Origin of the sequence: Wolbachia endosymbiont (group A) of Apoderus coryli, assembly GCF_947251615.1 — a bacterium.
Lineage (GTDB): Bacteria > Pseudomonadota > Alphaproteobacteria > Rickettsiales > Anaplasmataceae > Wolbachia.
This window is the reverse complement of sequence record NZ_OX366367.1, coordinates 688,471-705,205: the sequence shown is the minus strand read 5'-3', so window position 1 is coordinate 705,205 and position 16,735 is coordinate 688,471. Positions and strand designations below refer to the sequence as shown.

The 16,735-nt window shown below is 36.0% G+C and carries 17 protein-coding genes; 14 read left to right on the top strand and 3 right to left on the bottom strand.

Annotated elements, in window-relative coordinates; genetic code table 11:
• Nucleotides 1-176 precede the first annotated feature (176 nt).
• On the bottom strand, nt 177-902 hold the full coding sequence (locus tag OPR43_RS03640; RefSeq protein ID WP_265025597.1) for a TerC family protein: 726 nt from the start codon (nt 900-902) through the stop codon (nt 177-179).
• Nucleotides 903-1,147: 245 nt separating this feature from the next.
• On the opposite strand from OPR43_RS03640, the gene OPR43_RS03635 reads away from it, so the two are divergent.
• The 9 genes from OPR43_RS03635 (at nt 1,148) to secF (ending at nt 12,258) form a co-directional block, all read left to right on the top strand.
• A complete protein-coding gene (locus OPR43_RS03635) occupies nt 1,148-2,305 on the top strand; it encodes a Fic family protein (RefSeq protein ID WP_265035555.1) in 1,158 nt (385 codons plus the stop codon).
• A 185-nt stretch (nt 2,306-2,490) separates the two neighbouring features.
• Entirely contained in the window at nt 2,491-3,318 is an 828-nt protein-coding gene (locus tag OPR43_RS03630) for an ankyrin repeat domain-containing protein (protein ID WP_265035553.1), read from the top strand.
• Nucleotides 3,319-3,551: 233 nt separating this feature from the next.
• Nucleotides 3,552-3,704, top strand: coding sequence for a hypothetical protein (locus OPR43_RS03625; protein ID WP_265035551.1), 153 nt, complete (start codon nt 3,552-3,554; stop codon nt 3,702-3,704).
• Nucleotides 3,705-3,734: 30 nt separating this feature from the next.
• The gene (locus tag OPR43_RS03620) at nt 3,735-3,857 is read left to right on the top strand and encodes a hypothetical protein (protein ID WP_265035549.1); all 123 of its coding nucleotides are present in this window, start codon (nt 3,735-3,737) and stop codon (nt 3,855-3,857) included.
• Nucleotides 3,858-4,169: 312 nt separating this feature from the next.
• On the top strand, nt 4,170-6,680 hold the full coding sequence (mutS, locus tag OPR43_RS03615) for a DNA mismatch repair protein MutS (protein WP_265035547.1): 2,511 nt from the start codon (nt 4,170-4,172) through the stop codon (nt 6,678-6,680).
• Between the two features lie 233 nt (nt 6,681-6,913).
• Complete coding sequence (locus OPR43_RS03610; RefSeq protein ID WP_265034535.1) at nt 6,914-7,051, top strand: hypothetical protein; 138 nt, start codon at nt 6,914-6,916, stop codon at nt 7,049-7,051.
• A gap of 331 nt (nt 7,052-7,382) precedes the next feature.
• A complete protein-coding gene (ltrA, locus tag OPR43_RS03605; RefSeq protein ID WP_265034304.1) occupies nt 7,383-8,639 on the top strand; it encodes a group II intron reverse transcriptase/maturase in 1,257 nt (418 codons plus the stop codon).
• 557 nt (nt 8,640-9,196) lie between these two features.
• Nucleotides 9,197-10,990: a reverse transcriptase/maturase family protein gene (locus OPR43_RS03600; protein ID WP_265034303.1), complete on the top strand. Its 1,794-nt coding sequence runs from the start codon at nt 9,197-9,199 to the stop codon at nt 10,988-10,990.
• A 392-nt stretch (nt 10,991-11,382) separates the two neighbouring features.
• Nucleotides 11,383-12,258, top strand: coding sequence for a protein translocase subunit SecF (gene secF / locus OPR43_RS03595; protein WP_265035545.1), 876 nt, complete (start codon nt 11,383-11,385; stop codon nt 12,256-12,258).
• A gap of 6 nt (nt 12,259-12,264) precedes the next feature.
• On the opposite strand, the gene OPR43_RS03590 is transcribed toward secF, so the two are convergent.
• Complete coding sequence (locus tag OPR43_RS03590; protein ID WP_265035543.1) at nt 12,265-12,780, bottom strand: TIGR02281 family clan AA aspartic protease; 516 nt, start codon at nt 12,778-12,780, stop codon at nt 12,265-12,267.
• A 134-nt stretch (nt 12,781-12,914) separates the two neighbouring features.
• Here OPR43_RS03590 and yidC point away from each other — a divergent pair, with 134 nt between their 5' ends.
• Genes yidC through OPR43_RS03565 form a run of 5 tightly spaced genes read left to right on the top strand, consistent with a single transcriptional unit; the run spans nt 12,915 to nt 15,821 of the window.
• Nucleotides 12,915-14,624, top strand: coding sequence for a membrane protein insertase YidC (yidC, locus tag OPR43_RS03585; RefSeq protein ID WP_265035541.1), 1,710 nt, complete (start codon nt 12,915-12,917; stop codon nt 14,622-14,624).
• Nucleotides 14,602-15,030, top strand: a complete 429-nt coding sequence (locus OPR43_RS03580) for a 6,7-dimethyl-8-ribityllumazine synthase (protein ID WP_265035539.1) — start codon at nt 14,602-14,604, stop codon at nt 15,028-15,030. Before yidC ends, OPR43_RS03580 begins: the two co-directional genes overlap by 23 nt.
• Entirely contained in the window at nt 15,030-15,512 is a 483-nt protein-coding gene (gene nusB, locus OPR43_RS03575) for a transcription antitermination factor NusB (protein ID WP_265035537.1), read from the top strand. Before OPR43_RS03580 ends, nusB begins: the two co-directional genes overlap by 1 nt.
• Before the next feature lie 5 nt (nt 15,513-15,517).
• The gene (locus OPR43_RS03570; protein WP_265035535.1) at nt 15,518-15,691 is read left to right on the top strand and encodes a hypothetical protein; all 174 of its coding nucleotides are present in this window, start codon (nt 15,518-15,520) and stop codon (nt 15,689-15,691) included.
• A gap of 1 nt (nt 15,692) precedes the next feature.
• The gene (locus OPR43_RS03565; RefSeq protein ID WP_265035533.1) at nt 15,693-15,821 is read left to right on the top strand and encodes a WPE palindromic element domain-containing protein; all 129 of its coding nucleotides are present in this window, start codon (nt 15,693-15,695) and stop codon (nt 15,819-15,821) included.
• 204 nt (nt 15,822-16,025) lie between these two features.
• Here the strand turns inward: OPR43_RS03565 and OPR43_RS03560 are convergent, their stop codons facing one another.
• Nucleotides 16,026-16,682, bottom strand: a complete 657-nt coding sequence (locus OPR43_RS03560; RefSeq protein WP_265035531.1) for a hypothetical protein — start codon at nt 16,680-16,682, stop codon at nt 16,026-16,028.
• Between the last annotated feature and the right edge of the window lie 53 nt (nt 16,683-16,735).

The following is a 16,735-nucleotide window of genomic DNA, read 5'->3' as shown; positions in this document are numbered from 1 at the left end:
TGGCGGTGTAGTAATTCGTCATTCCCCTACGTGCTAGCGGATGAGATACCGCGAATGAATCGCGGTATGACGGTGTAGATGACGGTTAAGTAATTCGTCATCCCGCTACGTGTTAGCGGGATCTATGTGAGATACCGCGGCAGTATGACGTAGGACTGCTGTCATCCCGCTGCGTGTTAGCGGCTGAGATACCGCGAATGAATCGCGGTATGACGGTTAATTTTCTTTATTTTGCTTATAACTTCCACAAGCAGTGCAAACATAAATGAAGAATACAAATATTCTTTTGGTAATTCTACATGAAATCCATGAAGTATGAGGTACACACCGACAAGTAAAATAAATAAGATAGCAATTACTTTTAAGCCTGGGTTAGATTTGATTAACTGGGCGGTATAACTTGATAAAAACAGCATTGCTAGCATGGAAAATGTAAATGCTGTAGCAATTATTACCATGTTATAAGTTAATGCTATAGCAGTTAATATCGAATCAACTGAAAAAACTAAATCTATTAATATAATTTGTAGCACAACTAAAAAAAATTTTGATTTAACGTTTGCTTTCTTTTTATTTTTCTTACATACAAAGATGTCATCCCATAACTCCATAGAGCTTTTAACAATAAGGAATAATCCCCCTGCGATCATAAGTAAATCCCTTGCTGAAATATTTAGCGATGCAGTGTGAAATATGGGTTTTTGCATTGACAATATAGATGATGTAAAAAATAGTATTACAAAACGCATTAATAGTGCTAATCCAAGGCCCATAAGGCGCACTCTTTCTCTCAGCGCATTTGGTACCTTATCTATTGCTAGAGAAATAAAAATTAAATTGTCTACACTAAGTATAGTTTCAAGTAGTGTAAGTGTCAGTAAAGTCCAAGCATCAGCTAGCATTTTTGTCCCAAATTCGGCTCCTCTTACTCTACAATAGATGTGTAAAAATTAAGTGACTTCACTCAGAAGTTTTATAGCAGCTCTCCAGAAAAACAGGATGACTGAAGCAAACGTAATATAAAGTTCAGCAGCTTCTTCTATTTTCGTTTTTGAGCAAAATCAATAATAAGAGAGTTTCTTATTTTCATTTTTGACTTTATTTGAAAATAATATATACTATAAAAATAGTGTGTTAGGTTGAATGAATGTATATTAAAGGATCACCATCAGGCAAAGTATTCGCTGGTTATCAGGCATTTATACCTAACCCCTTGCCACCAAAATTTGAATGGGACAATGATTTAGTTAATAGTCTTTCCAGAGCAGATCATATTTTGGGTATGTTATCCAGGGAAGGAGCTAAATTGCCTAACCCTCATCTTCTCATACGACCCTTTATAACACGTGAAGCAGTTCTTTCAAGTAGAATCGAGGGAACTCAAGCAACTCTTGGTGAAATTTTGGCTCAAGAAGCAGGTGCTAACGTAGATCGCAATCCCGATGATTTACAAGAAGTACGCAATTATATATCAGCGCTCGATTATGGACTAAAACGTTTACAATCTTTTCCACTGTCGCTTCAGTTGGTTAAAGAAATTCACGGAAAACTTATGCAAGGTGTAAGAGGTTCTCACGCAATTCCAGGAGAATTTCGCCGAGTGCAAAATTGGATTGGAAGCTCAGGATGTACAATAGACACAGCAAAATATGTGCCACCAATGCCAGGTGAATTGATGGGTTGCTTGGACTCTTTTGAAAAGTTTCTACATGATAGAACATTACCCCCACTTATACATATAGCTCTATGTCATTATCAATTTGAAGCGATTTACCCATTCTTGGACGGCAATGGACGTATTGGACGTTTATTAATAACATTACTTCTGATCGAAAGAAAATTATTACCATTACCTCTGTTATACTTAAGTGCATTTTTTGAAGCTACAAAAAGTGAGTATTATGACCAACTTTACAATATAAGCAACAGAGGCACGTGGCATGATTGGTTCTCTTATTTCTTAAATGGTGTAGTACTGCAATCATTGGATGCATTGTCAAGAGCAGAACGAATTAACATTTTGATTGCAAATTGGCAAACTGAAGTTAGTTCTAAAACTGAGGGAGTTGCGAGTGGTATTGTAAGGTATCTCGCTGTAAACCCTTACTTTACTATAAGGAAAGTGGTTGAAAACTTAGGTGTCGTATTTACAACAGCCCAAAGAGCAATCGTAAAGCTTGAAGATTTAGGCATCGTTTCACAAACTTCTCAAGGAAAGAGAGATCGGGTTTATTGTGCAACTGATATTTTGAATATTCTAGAAGAACCAACTAAGATTACAGAGAACTTCGATAGCACATTATAGCTATTATGATGAATAAATTCAGCAAACAGCAAGCTTAAAGAGTCTGATCCAATGGACATGCTGAACAAAAAGTAAGGAGCTCCTTTTGGAGAATTATATTAACTTATTAATCAATTGCTTGACTTTTAGCAGGATTTATTATATTATTTATTAATGAGTAATGCAATCAAATCAAGGAGGATAGCATGACTGGTGACGATAACAGAAAAGCTTTACAATCGATAATTACTAGCGAAAATAACAGTATAAGTAGAATTGAGAAGTTAAGAGATTTTCTTGGAAAAGAAAAAGAAATAACTATTAATAAAGACACATTTGCATGTGCTTTACGCTGCCCACAAACTACAAAGGAAGCGATAGTACACGAAATTCTGCTTCATTTTATACAAAATCCTGGCGAGCAATCACTAGAACAAGTAATACAATACTTAGATGGAGCAATACAATCTAGGATATATGCAAAAAACAACCCAACAAGAAATCTAGATGAGGAACTTCGTACTCATATAAACTTTAAAGATGAAAAGGGAAATACATTACTACATCATGCAGTTATAGGTAATAAAACTGAAGAAATAACCACCCTTCTTGTTGCATATAGTGCAAATCCTTTGATACAAAACGCGGATAATAAAATTCCTTTAGATTTAGCTCAAGGAAAAACAAAAGAAGTGCTTATTAAAAGTATGAAAAAACAAGCTAATACGAAAAAAGAAAGCGCTATGATAGGCAGTTTGGTGCCTGGCATAATGATTGGTGGTTTTCTTGGTGTTGTACTTGGAGCTGGTGTATGTGTTGCAGTAAATCTTTCTGGTGGTATGATACTAGGTGTAATGATAGCACCTGTTCTTGTTGCTAGTATAGCTGTTGGGCTGGCCATGTATTTTTTGAGTCAAGACTATGAACAGGCTAAAGCGATAGAAAAAACTATTAGCACTGTTAGCTCTGAAATATCCGTTGGTGATGCAACTGCCGCAAATGATAAAGAAGGGCCACAACCTACATATAGCTGACCCAAGTATACCGCGATTCATTCTACAACTGTACGAACATTGTCTAGCAGGAGGGTGTCATCCCAGCGCCCCATAAGTGTTGAAAGTGCAATCACACAAGGTGATTAATGGTATGTAAATCTCCTCTTGATATCAACCTTCGTTGTTGGGAAAGCAGATAAACCACGTCGAAAATTCGCTTAAACCTTCTAACCACAGGCAAAAAGGCGCTTTTTTAATTTATTTTATTACCATTGAAATTTATGCCGTTAACCACCTTATATAATGCCACTTATAGCACTTTCAACACTTATGCCCAGCGCCCCTATGATGTCATCCCAGTGCTTGACACTGGGATCCAGAAAAGTTTGCTTGTTCACAAGCAAACTAGCATGGAAAGTAGCTGATCTTACACTAAATGAATGTTTTTGATGAGGTTGCATAGAAGCTGGATTCCAGTGTCAAGCACTGGAATGACACCATTTGCTGTGCAATTTACCCTCAAAAATGAATGTTCGTACAGCTATGGATTCATTCGCGGTATAGATTCCGCTAACTAGTAGCGGAATGACGGTTTTTCAAATTGTCGGTAAATCTAAGTCAGCTTAGCTATAGAAAAAGCTATAGTATTTTTCAAACTAAATAATAAACCTTGTAATTAGGATACTCTGGATTCCAGCGTCACGCGCTGGAATGACAACTGATACTCCTACTCTTTATGTCATCCAAGTAGCTAACACCGTGATCCAGGAAATTTAATTGTTTTAAATTTTCCCCTCTATACACCTATTTAAAATTTATGTTATTCACATGTGCAATATAATCTATAATAACATTGAATTTATTACCAATACAATATATTAAAAAATATTATGAGCTTTGTGAAAGAAAGAAACACTCCTGTGATGGAGCAATATTTGAACCTGAAAGCTCAATACAAGGATCATCTGCTATTTTATAGGCTAGGAGATTTTTATGAGTTGTTTTTCGATGATGCTATTAAAGCTGCGAAATTGCTGAATATAGTGCTCACTAAGAGAGGTAATTCGTGTGGGCAAGAAATACCAATGTGTGGAGTGCCAGCACACAGTAGCGAATCTTACCTACACAAGCTAATAGATTTAGGATTCAAAGTAGCAATCTGTGACCAATTAGAAACTGCTGATGAAGCAAAAAAGAGGGGCTATAAATCCATAGTAAAACGTGATGTAGTGCGAGTTGTAACTCCAGGTACAATTATAGAAGATTCACTATTAGAGGATAAAAGCAATAATTATCTCGCGTCCATAGTTGAACAAAATGACGAATATGCTATTAGTTGGCTTGAATTATCAACGGGAAAATTTTTTCACACTTTAACGAGTTTGAAAGCTCTAGATAGTGATTTGTTGCGTATATCACCAAGAGAATTATTAATTTCTGAAAAATTCACTGAGGACGAAAAAATTAGATCGGTTTTAAAAAATTATAAAATATCCATTACGCAACACGCACAGAGCTTTTTTGAGTATAGTAAATCTCACAGAACATTATGCGAGTTTTATAAAATCAGGGAACTTGGGAGTATAGGAAATTTCAGCAAAGTAGAAATCATGGCGTGTGGTGCACTACTTGAATATGTCAGAGTAACACAAAGGGGCTCTATTCCAAGGCTTGAATTCCCAAAAACCTATAAGCAACAAAATTTCATGCTTATTGATGCTTCAGCAAGGAGAAATCTTGAGTTGTTTTCAACTCAATTTGGTGAAAAGAAAGGTTCACTAATTTCAGTTATTGATCACACAGTTACAGCCTCTGGTGGACGCCTGTTAAAACAAATGCTTGCTTCACCACTTGCTTGCTCCAAGGCAATCAATTTGAGGCTCAGCACCGCTCAATTTTTTGTAAATAATCATGAGCCACGCAGAAAAATACGAGAAATATTATCTAACATTCCAGATATTGAGAGGTCTTTATCGCGCTTAATACTAGGGCGTGGTTCACCAAAGGATATGAACCTATTAAAAATAGGCCTCGGAAAAACTTTAGAGTTGTCTGAGTTTCTGTCTACCTTGCATAATTATTGTTTAAGTGAAAAACCAGCAATTAACTCTCAGATGTCATTCCAGTGCTTGACCAGAGAAAAGGAACCAGTGTCTACTACTCAGGTGATAAGTAGTGACGAGAGTGAACTAAACACAATACATAAAAGCCTTGGCAATCATAAAGATCTATTTGAACTGCTAAATAGTGCTATACTTGATAATAACCTCAGTTCCATGAAAGAAGGAGGGTTTATTCACTCAAAATACAACTCAGAATTATCTGAGTTATCCTACATATTAAATAACAGTAACAAGTTGATAACCAAACTCCGTGAATCTTATCGCAACCTAACTGGCATTGCCGCACTCAAAATATTACACAACAACATACTCGGTTATTACGTTGAAGTGTCGGCAAATCACAAAATAACTTTGGATATATTTATTCATAGGCAAAGCTTAGCAAATAGCATGCGCTACACTACTAATGAATTGAAAGAACTAGAAAATAAAATTCTTACGGCACGTGATGCTGCAATCGGCTTAGAAATGAAAATTTTTAGTGAACTGTGTAGTGAAGTCGCTAAAGAATCTGAAAAAATTGCTCTTGCTGCAAATGCTTTGGCAAAACTTGATATTAGAACCGCGTTTGCAGAGCTTGCAGTGCAAAATAATTACGTAAAACCCATTATTGATGACAGCAAAGAGTTCAATATCTGTAGCGGAAGACATCCAGTGGTTGAAATTAACGATAAATTCATTGCAAATAGCATCAATTTAGCTGGTATACATCTAATTACTGGTCCTAATATGGCTGGAAAAAGCACTTTCTTGAGGCAAAACGCTCTCATTGCAGTTTTAGCTCACATGGGGTCATTTGTGCCAGCAGAGAGTGCGCATATTGGAGTGATTGACAAGATATTCAGCAGGGTTGGTGCAACAGATAATATAACAGCTGGTTATTCTACCTTCATGGTAGAGATGATCGAAACAGCAACGATAGTAAATCAGGCAACGGACCGTTCCTTGGTGATACTTGATGAAATTGGTAGGGGCACAGGGGTGTATGATGGATTATCTATTGCACAGGCGGTGATTGAACATATTCACAATGTAAATAAGTGCCGCGCCATTTTTGCAACTCATTATCATGAATTAACTAAAGTAAGCAAATACTTGAAGAACGTGAAATGTTTTTGTGTAAAAATAAGAGAGTGGAACGGAGAGGTTATCTTTCTACATGAAGTAATTGAAGGCATTGCAGATGAGTCATATGGAATACATGTGGCAAAACTTGCTGGTTTTCCTGATTCTGTTTTAAATAGAGCAAGTGAGGTGTTTGAGGAGCTAAAGGCTTGAGAGGAAATTCTTACATAACTATTGTTTAAGTGAAGAGTTGCCCACACAGTCCACCATATGTGTCAAATTAAGCTCAAAATTGTAAGCTTAAAATATGGTTGAATAATTGTGTGTATAATTATTAATCTTTTCTCAGTATTTTTACTATGGCTCTTTCTAAATTTCTTGATCCCAAGAATGATGGTGTGCTGCAGTAACAAACAAAGTAATGTTTGTGAGAAGCTTTATTGAAGATGAAGGAAGGTCCTTCGAAATCGGTTTTCAGGAGCAGCCACCTTAAGTGGCTCTATTTAAGAGATAGGGTCATAAGCGTTAAGGAAAAATCAGCATATAAGCTGGAAGGTGTGGATCAGAAAGACGAACGTGAGTGAACCACTGATGAACGTGTCGAAAAGGGAAGTGAACATCGAAAGGGGGAGTGAGTCGTTCTCCTCTTAAAAGCGTACAGGGAACCTGACTACTGTGTAGGCGGTGTTCGGCATAAAGGTGGCGTGAGTCTGATCTGGGCTTTGATAAGGAACTGCAGGAACCAGTCGATTTGATGCAAAGCGAGATAAGCAAGAGGCTAATCCTCAAGTTTTAGAGTAGCGATACAAATCACTGGGGCGGATTAACTCGTAGTAGTGAAGAAGTGGTTGTAATGACCATGGAGCGAAGGGGTTAAGCTAGTCGACTTTAGTAAATCATTCAACTTGTAGGAGGATGAAAGTGATTGAACGAACAAAGCCTTTTGACATACCAAAATCTCTAGTGTTTTTGGCTTATAAAAGAGTTAAAGAAAACAGAGGAGGAGCAGGTATTGATGATCTAACAATTGAAAAGTTTGATCAAGACTTAAGCAAGAACCTTTACAAGCTATGGAATAGGCTATCATCTGGTAGTTATTTTCCACCCGCAGTGAAGGCTTGTGATATAACTAAGACAGATGGAGGGACAAGGACACTTGGAATACCAACTGTCTCCGATCGTATAGCACAGGAAGTTGTAAGAAGTGTTTTAGAACCAGAGCTTGAGAAGGTATTTGATGAAGATTCATATGGTTATAGGCCAAATAAATCGGCATTAGATGCCATAGGACAAACCAGGAAGCGATGCTTCGACCAAAATTGGTTAATAGAGTTTGATATCAAGGGAATGTTTGATAACATAGACCACAATCTACTGATGAAAGCAGTCAGAAAACACACTGCAAACAAATGGGTTCTCTTATACATACAAAGATGGCTAGATGCAGATATACAGCTTGAAGATGGAACAAAGATAAAGCGTCTCAGCGGAGTACCGCAGGGAGGTGTAGTGAGTCCTATCTTAAGCAACCTATTTATGCACTATAGTTTTGATGTATGGATGAGGAGAGAATATCCAAGTATAAAGTGGGCAAGATATGCTGATGATGGTGTTATACATTGTGTAAGCAAGAACCAAGCACAACTAATTTTGAGTCAACTTGAACAGAGACTGAAGATTTGTAAATTGGAAATAAAACATACAAAGACCAAAATTATCTATTGTCAAGATGGAAAGCGGAAGGAGAATCATGAGAATGTATCATTCACATTCCTTGGGTACGAATTTCGAAAAAGACTTGTACGAAATAGAAAAGATGGTAGTTTATTTGTAAGTTTTACTCCGACTGTAAGTAAAGAAAGTTTGAAAAAGATGAGAAAAGAAATTAGAGGCTGGAAATTTGCTAGAAGAACAAACTTGGAAATAGAAGATATATCACGAATATGTAATCCAATTCTAAGGGGTTGGTTTAACTATTACGGGAAGTATCACATAACTGCGCTAGAGGACATAATAAGAATGTTTAATAGGAAACTCAGGAAGTGGTTTCAGACAAAGTATAAGAAGCTGAGTGGGCATAAAACCAAAGCAGCTAAGTTACTAGAAAGAATCGCAAAGAGTAGACCAAATCTTTTTGTACACTGGAAATTAAGTATAGGACTAGGGCAATGATTAGTGGGAGCTTTATGAGATGCGAGTGTGCGCCGTGGTACGCATTAAGAAATACTTAGCGGAGCTAAGCGGGGTTCAGAATAAATGGCCTCGAGGTGAACAACTAACTTTAACCCGAAAGGGAAGGAGGACAAGAGCATGTATGTAAAGCGAGAGTTATCTGAAGATGTGTAAGATAACGGCTTGCAACACCTGATCAATATGGTTAAAGCTAAACTGCTTGAATTCTAATCTTCAGGGGTGGGACTTCACATCCATGGGTATCGCATTTAAAACCCCATGTCTACGGTAAGCACAGATTAAACTTTCGTTTGTGTGACATTCTGGCTGTAGAACGATAAGTAGTGAACTTATTTAAGAGGATGAATGGAAAACCTAAGTTGATCTAGAACAGTTCTTAGTGACGGAACATGGGATGACCTAAGGAACGCGAGTTCTATGGTTACGGAGTCATCGTAGTAGTCGTGAAAGTAACGAATCACCGGGGAGTGTGGGAAAGCCACATACAGGGCAAAGGGTGACAGATAATTGAATGTTGAAATTGGGAGGTACGCAAGATGCGGAAAGCTGAAACAATACTTAACATTATACGTGAACGTGGACAAAGAAATTTGCCGGTTAAAAACGTATATCGCCTACTTTATCAGAGTGATCTTTACCTTCGAGCGTATGGCAAACTTTGTCGTAATAAAGGTGCTATGACAGAAGGTGTGACAACTGAAACAGTTGATGGTATGTCTTTGGAGAAAATCGATAAAATCATAGAGGATTTACGCTATGAGCGATATCGGTGGACACCAGTAAAACGTATCTATATTTTAAAGAAGAGTGGTAAACGCAGGCCGTTAGGGTTGCCAACATGGTCAAATAAGTTACTTCAAGAAGTAATCCGATTAATATTGGAAGCCTACTATGAGCCTAAATTTAGTGAATGTTCACATGGATTTCGACCAAAGCGTGGATGCCACACTGCATTAAGAGCAGTAATGCAAAAAGGCAGAGGTACAAAATGGTTTATAGAGGGAGATCTCAGTGCATGTTATGACTCAATTGATCATACTATGTTGTTGAAAATACTGAGTGAAAGCTTCCAAGATAACCGTTTTATTCAGCTAATCAATCGACTGCTAAAAGCAGGATATATGGAAAATTGGAAGTACAATAAGAGTCATAGTGGGGTACCACAAGGTTCTATTATTGGTCCAATTCTGAGTAACATATTACTCGATCGGTTAGATAAACATGTGGAGCATATACTAATACCAGCAAATAACCGAGGTAAGCGAAGAAGGACAAATCCAAAATATTTAAGGTTAACCATGCAAGTATCGATGATGAGAAAACAAGGGAACTGGGATCAAGCAAAACAACTGCGTCAATTAGTGCAGGGTATGCCATCTAAGGATTCTTGCGATCTAAATTATCGACGTCTTTGGTATGTTAGGTATGCTGATGATTTTCTGGTAGGGTTTGCAGGACCAAAGAATGAAGCTGAACAAATTAAGAATGAGATTGCTGGGTTTCTCAATGAGGAGCTCAAACTTATGCTTAATGAAGATAAAACGTTTATTACACATGCGTGTGATAGCAAAGCCAATTTTTTGGGTTATGAAATACATGTTTTGCATGCAGATGACAAACATGATCATCGGACACAACGATGTATTAACGGTAGTATTGGGTTACGTGTACCACATCATATAAAGCAGAAAAAGTGTTCTGAATATATGCGTTGTGGTAAACCGATACATTTACCTCAACGTACAATTGATACAGCTTACAGTATTGTTGCTCAGTATCAAACTGAATATCGAGGAATTGTACAATACTATAAAATGGCCTACAACCTTCACACACTAAGTTATCTGAAATATGTGATGGAAGTATCATTAGTAAAGACTTTAGCATCTAAATACAAAACAACTTGCAGGAAAATTTATAGAAAATTTGGTGCGACGATTGAAAACGATGAAGGTGAAAAACGAAAAGTCATCCAAATCAGAGTAGATCGTTTACCATCAAAGATACCATTAATTACACACTTTGGTGCTGTGTCGCTAAAATGGAATAAATGGGTAAGCATAAGTGATAACCTTATACCAATATGGAATAAGCGTAGTGAAATAGAGCAAAGACTATTGGCACAAACTTGTGAATTATGTAAATCACAAGAGCAGATTGAAGTACATCACGTACGTAAACTTGCTGATTTGCTAGGTAAACGTAATACTGAACTACCGGAATGGAAAAAGAGAATGATTGAACGACAGAGGAAAACTCTTGTTGTTTGTCATGAATGCCATAAGAAAATCCAATATGGAAAATATGATGGTGACTCCTTAAAACGTTAGATTATTGGAGAGCCACGTGATACGGAAACGATCATGCGTGGTTCGGAGAGGGGTTGTTGGAAAAGTACTTAACAAGTAACTCGCTGGCTGCCCACTCTACTTTGAAAGGTATGGCAGTGTACCTAACACTGCTATGAAGGAACCTAGCTTAGGTTGCGTTGCTAACATAGCAAGGGGGGGATAAGCTTGCAGAGATAAAATAGATGGGCCAAATTGGCGGTATTTTGCTCTTGTAATGTACTTCAAAATTGCAAAGTTTGCACTAGATAGAACTTAATTGACAGACAAGAATCAACTGACAGAAAAATTTACATAGTCAAACAACCACAGAATAAACTAGTGAATTTTTTGAAAAGTATATAAAATTCAAGTGATTACTTTAAGTAAATAGCATGGCACTTAGACTCATTCCAGATAACCTCAATATCAAGTTTAGTAAATATAGGGATTTGACTGCATTAATTAGCATTATTCTTATCATCTTTTCAATGTTCACTGTTGTGCTGCGTGGAGTGAACTTAGGCATAGACTTTGCAGGCGGAATTTTGATAGAGATAAAATCTTCAGATGAGAATCACTCTATTCTCGATGCATTAAAAGGAAATGGTTTTACAGTGCAGAGTTCAAAAGCGGGTGACAATTTAGTCATGCGTTTTAAAGATGAAGGAGATGAAAATAAAATCAAAAAGATAAAAAGCATACTAGAAGAAAAGCTGGGGAGCTCAATAAGCTATCGTAAAATAGACTATGTTGGCCCACAAATAAGCTCAACACAAATATTTGAAGGAATGTTATCCATGTTGATCGCGATTGTTGGAATATTTTTTTACGTTTGGTTTAGATTTAATTGGCAATGTGGATTCAGTGGAATAACAGCACTGATTCATGACGTGATTTTAACTGTTGGTTTTATTAGCCTCACTGGCATTGAGTTTAATATTTCATCAGTTGCAGCTCTCCTCACTGTCATTGGTTATTCAATCAATAACTCAGTAATTATATACGATCGGATTCGAGAGTATTGCAAGAGTGGTAAAAGTGGGCGGATGAGTGAGATAGTAGATGCAAGTATCAACGCTACATTATTTCGCACTATATTAACCTCGGGTACAACCCTTCTTGCTGCTCTTCCTTTGGCATTAATCTGCACAGATGCAGTGAGAGACTTCAGCTTGATCATTTTTTTGGGTATTTTGATTGGCACTTGTTCTGCAATATTTATTTCTGCTCCTATATTAACCTACAGAGCTTTGATAAGTAGATTGTAGAAGTGTTTAGTCGCGGTATAATATCAACTTATTATCTCTTATAGTGAAATGAAAATACCTTAAAAAGCTCATTCCAAGTAGTGAATGAGACATAGAATGAGTGTTAACGCTTGCCTGTACATCATTAATCAAAAAGTTTCCTATTTTAACTTGAGGTATTTGAACCACTCCAGCTTTTATTTGACCTTTCGCAGTTTCATATATTTTAAAATCCTGAACATTTTGTAAGTTAATACCAACATGTAATGCGTCTTTTTGTGATAGAACAATATCGGTTGCTCCGGTATCAAGCAAAAACGTTATATTGCGATCATTGACTTGAGCCTGAATATAAAAGTGTCCATCATATGACTTCGTAAATTCGATACTTCCACTATTCTGACCACTATTTTGAATTCTTCCTTTATATGGTAAAAAAGTACTGAGAAATCTGTCGCTTAATTTGTCCCTTTGTGAATCAATAAGCATTGCAGTAGCGGCTATTATTAGTAACCAAATAACTAGATTTTTTACCGCGTTCATATTATTAAAATTCGAAGCTATTAAAATAAATTTTAAAGATTAGCGTTAAAAGTTATTATTAAAAATAAGTAAATTTCATTGTTTTAGTACAATATTTAATATACACTTTAAGAAGATATGTTTGATTTAATTTCATGTCAGAAGCAAAAAGTTTAATTTTAGCAGCTATCCTTTCCATGTTGATCATGGTATCTTGGCGTATTATTTATGATAATTTTTTTAGTACAAACCAAAACCAGCCATTGATTGAAAATATTGAACATATCGAATCTTTTAACGACCTTGCTCCTATAATATACCAAAATCGTTCTGAAATTATTAATTCTACTCGAGAACAGAGGGTTAGTTTAACCAATAACATGATTAAAGGATCAATTTCTCTGAAAGGTGCAAGGTTTGATGACTTAATTTTAACTAATTACCACTTAGAACCGAATTCTTCTTCTCCACAAGTGGTGTTACTGTCACCTGCAGAATCAAAAGATGTATATTTCGCAGAATTTGGGTGGCTCGATCCGAATAAAAAGATTAAAGTTCCAGATTCTAAGACAGTCTGGCAAGCTGATGGGGCTGAACTGACTAATCAAAAAGTAGTTAATTTATTTTGGGACAATGAGAATGGCATTGTGTTTAAAATGAAAATTAGCCTTGACGATAACTACATGTTTAAAATTGAGCAGATTGTTGAAAATAACACAAAAGATAATGTAGTTTTGGTTCCTTATGGTAAAATTAACCGTAAACGTGACAATATCAACGAATCTTATTGGATGTCCCATGAAGGAGTACTGGGTGCATTTGATAATAAACTAGAGGAGTGGACATATAAGGATGTCTCTAAGAAACATTTAATAAAAGCAAGCACGAGTGAAAAAAATTGGTTTGGTTTTGCTGATAAATATTGGTTTACAGCTATCATACCTGAGAAATCCGATAAAATAAATGTAAGCATTAAACACACGAACGTTAATAATACTGATAAATTCCAAGTAGATTTTGTCAAACCTTACAAGAGCATACTTCCTGGTGCAAGCGTTTCTAATGTGAATTATTTTTTTGCTGGAGCAAAAAAGTTGAATTTACTGGATTCTTACAAGGATACTCTCAATATACCTTTATTTGATAAAGCTGTAGATTTTGGTGTTCTTTATTTTATAACCAAGCCAGTGTTTTTACTGCTTGAATATTTTAACTTCGTTTTAAAAAATTTTGGCTTAGCAATATTATTGCTGACTTTAGCAATCAAACTTTTGATGCTTCCCTTATCTACTAGATCACATATTTTGACACTTAAGATGAAAAGCCTGCAGCCTGAAGTAGCTCGTATAAAAGAGTTGTATAAAAATGATAGTTTAAAGCAGAATAAGGAAAGAATGGCGTTATACAAGAAAAATAATGTAAATACAATATCAAGCATTTTTCCTACGCTAATACAAATGCCGGTATTTCTTGCTTTATATAAAGTATTATTTGTTACTATAGAGATGAGACACGCCCCTTTTTATCTATGGATTAAGGATCTTTCAGCTCCTGACCCAACGAACATCTTTACATTATTTGGGTTGTTTAATTACAATTTCCCTATTTCTATAGGAATTTTGCCTATAATTTTTGGTATTACTGTGATAATTCAGCAGAAGCTAAGTGAAACCAGCAAAGATGACATTCAAGTAAATGCTATGAAGTTTTTACCTTACATTTCTGTCTTTATTTTTTCTTCTTTTCCTGCCGGCTTGGTAATATATTGGATATTTAATAATATTACAACTTCAATTCAACAATCATTAATAAAGTTGTTTTTAACGAAAAAAGTGGTAGTGAATGTCGAAAATACTAATAGTTAATTCAATTTATTATGCTGAAATAGCGAACCTTTTGCTTGAGGGGGCAATTGATAAATTCAAAGGAAATAATGTTGATTATGAGATAATTGAAGTCCCTGGTGCATTTGAGATACCAGCTACAATTCTTTTTGCGGTCAAAAACAAGAATGCTAATTATGATGGTTATTTAGCTCTTGGGTGCGTGATTCGCGGTGAAACTGATCATTATCAATATGTTTGTAAAGGAGTAATCGAAGGCTTAAATGAAGTTATTATGCATTATGTAATGCCCCTTGGTATGGGCGTAATTACCGCTGACAGCAAAGATAAAGCACTAGTTAGAGCTGACAAAAACAAAAAAAACTTTGGTGGCCATGCAGCCTCAACTGTTTTGCATATGATAGATTTATACAACAAATTAAAGTAATGGAGGAAAAACCGGTAGATAAAAAGTGGCGTATAAAAAGAAGTACGGCAAGGTTTCTTGCTGTACAAATTGCTTATTCAAATATTTTCGTAGGTTACAACAAAAGCACTTTTAAATTGGAAAATTGTGAGCTTAAGGACTACATAAGTAAGTTGAAAGATATATTTGAATGTGAAGAATTTGAACATCAGTTCTTAGAAAACTTGTTATATAAGGTTATAAAAAGCAGTGAAGAATATGATAAAATAATAGAGTCTTACTTACACCCAAGCTGGTCCCTCTCACGGTTAAATCTTATAAGCTTATCTATTTTGCGTGTTGCAATATGTGAGTTAGCTAATTGTGATACGCCAGTTCCAGTTGTTATTAATGAATACACTAACATTGCATCTGATTTACTTGATAAACCAAGCGAAATTGGTTTTATTAATGGGTTATTGGATAAGGCAAAAGATGCAGTTAAATTAAATAAAAATTCTTAGCAATTATGGCCAGTTTTACCTTAAATACAAAGGTGTCATCCCAGTGCTTGACACTGGGATCCAGTCCTTTCACACAGTTCCATCAAAAACGTTGTAAAGGATCAACCGCTTTCGTGTTTACCAACTTAGTGCCCAATCTGGATCCCAGTGTCAAGCACATAACTGTACGAACATTGTAGTTTGGGCCACCAGTGGGGTGTCATCCCAGTGCCCAGACACTGGGATCCAGCTTTTGATCGAAAATGTTGTATAGTGCACAATCAATTTTTCTGGATCCCAGTGTCAAGCACTGGGATGACACCATCATAAAGTGAACCAGTGTCAGCTACTTGCATGACACCATTTGTTGTACACTCACTTTTTCTTGATTTTTTGGTTTATCTTGTCTACCTACTTTGCCACTCTGCTGAACGGATACATTTCCATAATGAATGATGTCATTTGAGTAACTGACACTAAAAAAATAAAGAGGCAGACTTAGCCTGCCTCTTTTATTTCACTTGGCCATACTGCCTATTTTCCTTGTTGTTGAGAAGCAACTTGTTTGACAACAGCTTCTTGTAAATAGAAGTCGAACACTCTAGCATCATTTTCTTTAGTACGTAAACCTAACTCGTTCACCAGCTTACCGTTACCTATTAGAACGTATTTACCCTCATCGTTTTTCATTGCTTGTGACTTTATAGGTAAAAGCATAATATCAAGTACCATATCATTGATTGCTTCTTGCGTCTTTGTTACAATAATATAGCCTTCTTTGCCCTTTTGGTTAACAAAATCTATACGATATTCATCGTCTATAAGATTACCGTCTTCATCCTTATTTTTGTTATTTTCTTCGATATACTTAAGCTCTCCTTTTGTTATTTGTAATACTGATTGTGTATCACTCATACTAACAATCTTCCAAGTTTTCAACTCAGATATTTCGTTATTTTTTATGATAGCAGACATTGCTGAATAAATTAGTGCAATAGAAACAAATGCTAATACACCGATTCCAAGTGGTGTAGCTGCAAAAGCTGCAAGTGGAGCTAGCATGGAAGTTGAAGACACCCAATATGGTGATGAAAGTGCTACTGCTGCGCCTATGACATACAGAGAAGTAAGTGCAACAAGTGCAGTATTTGTTTTGTGGAACTGACCACGGTGATTTTTAAAAGTTAGCATAAACGACCTCAAATATTAATATGCTTAAATAAAAAAACTGTCATAGTCAAGCT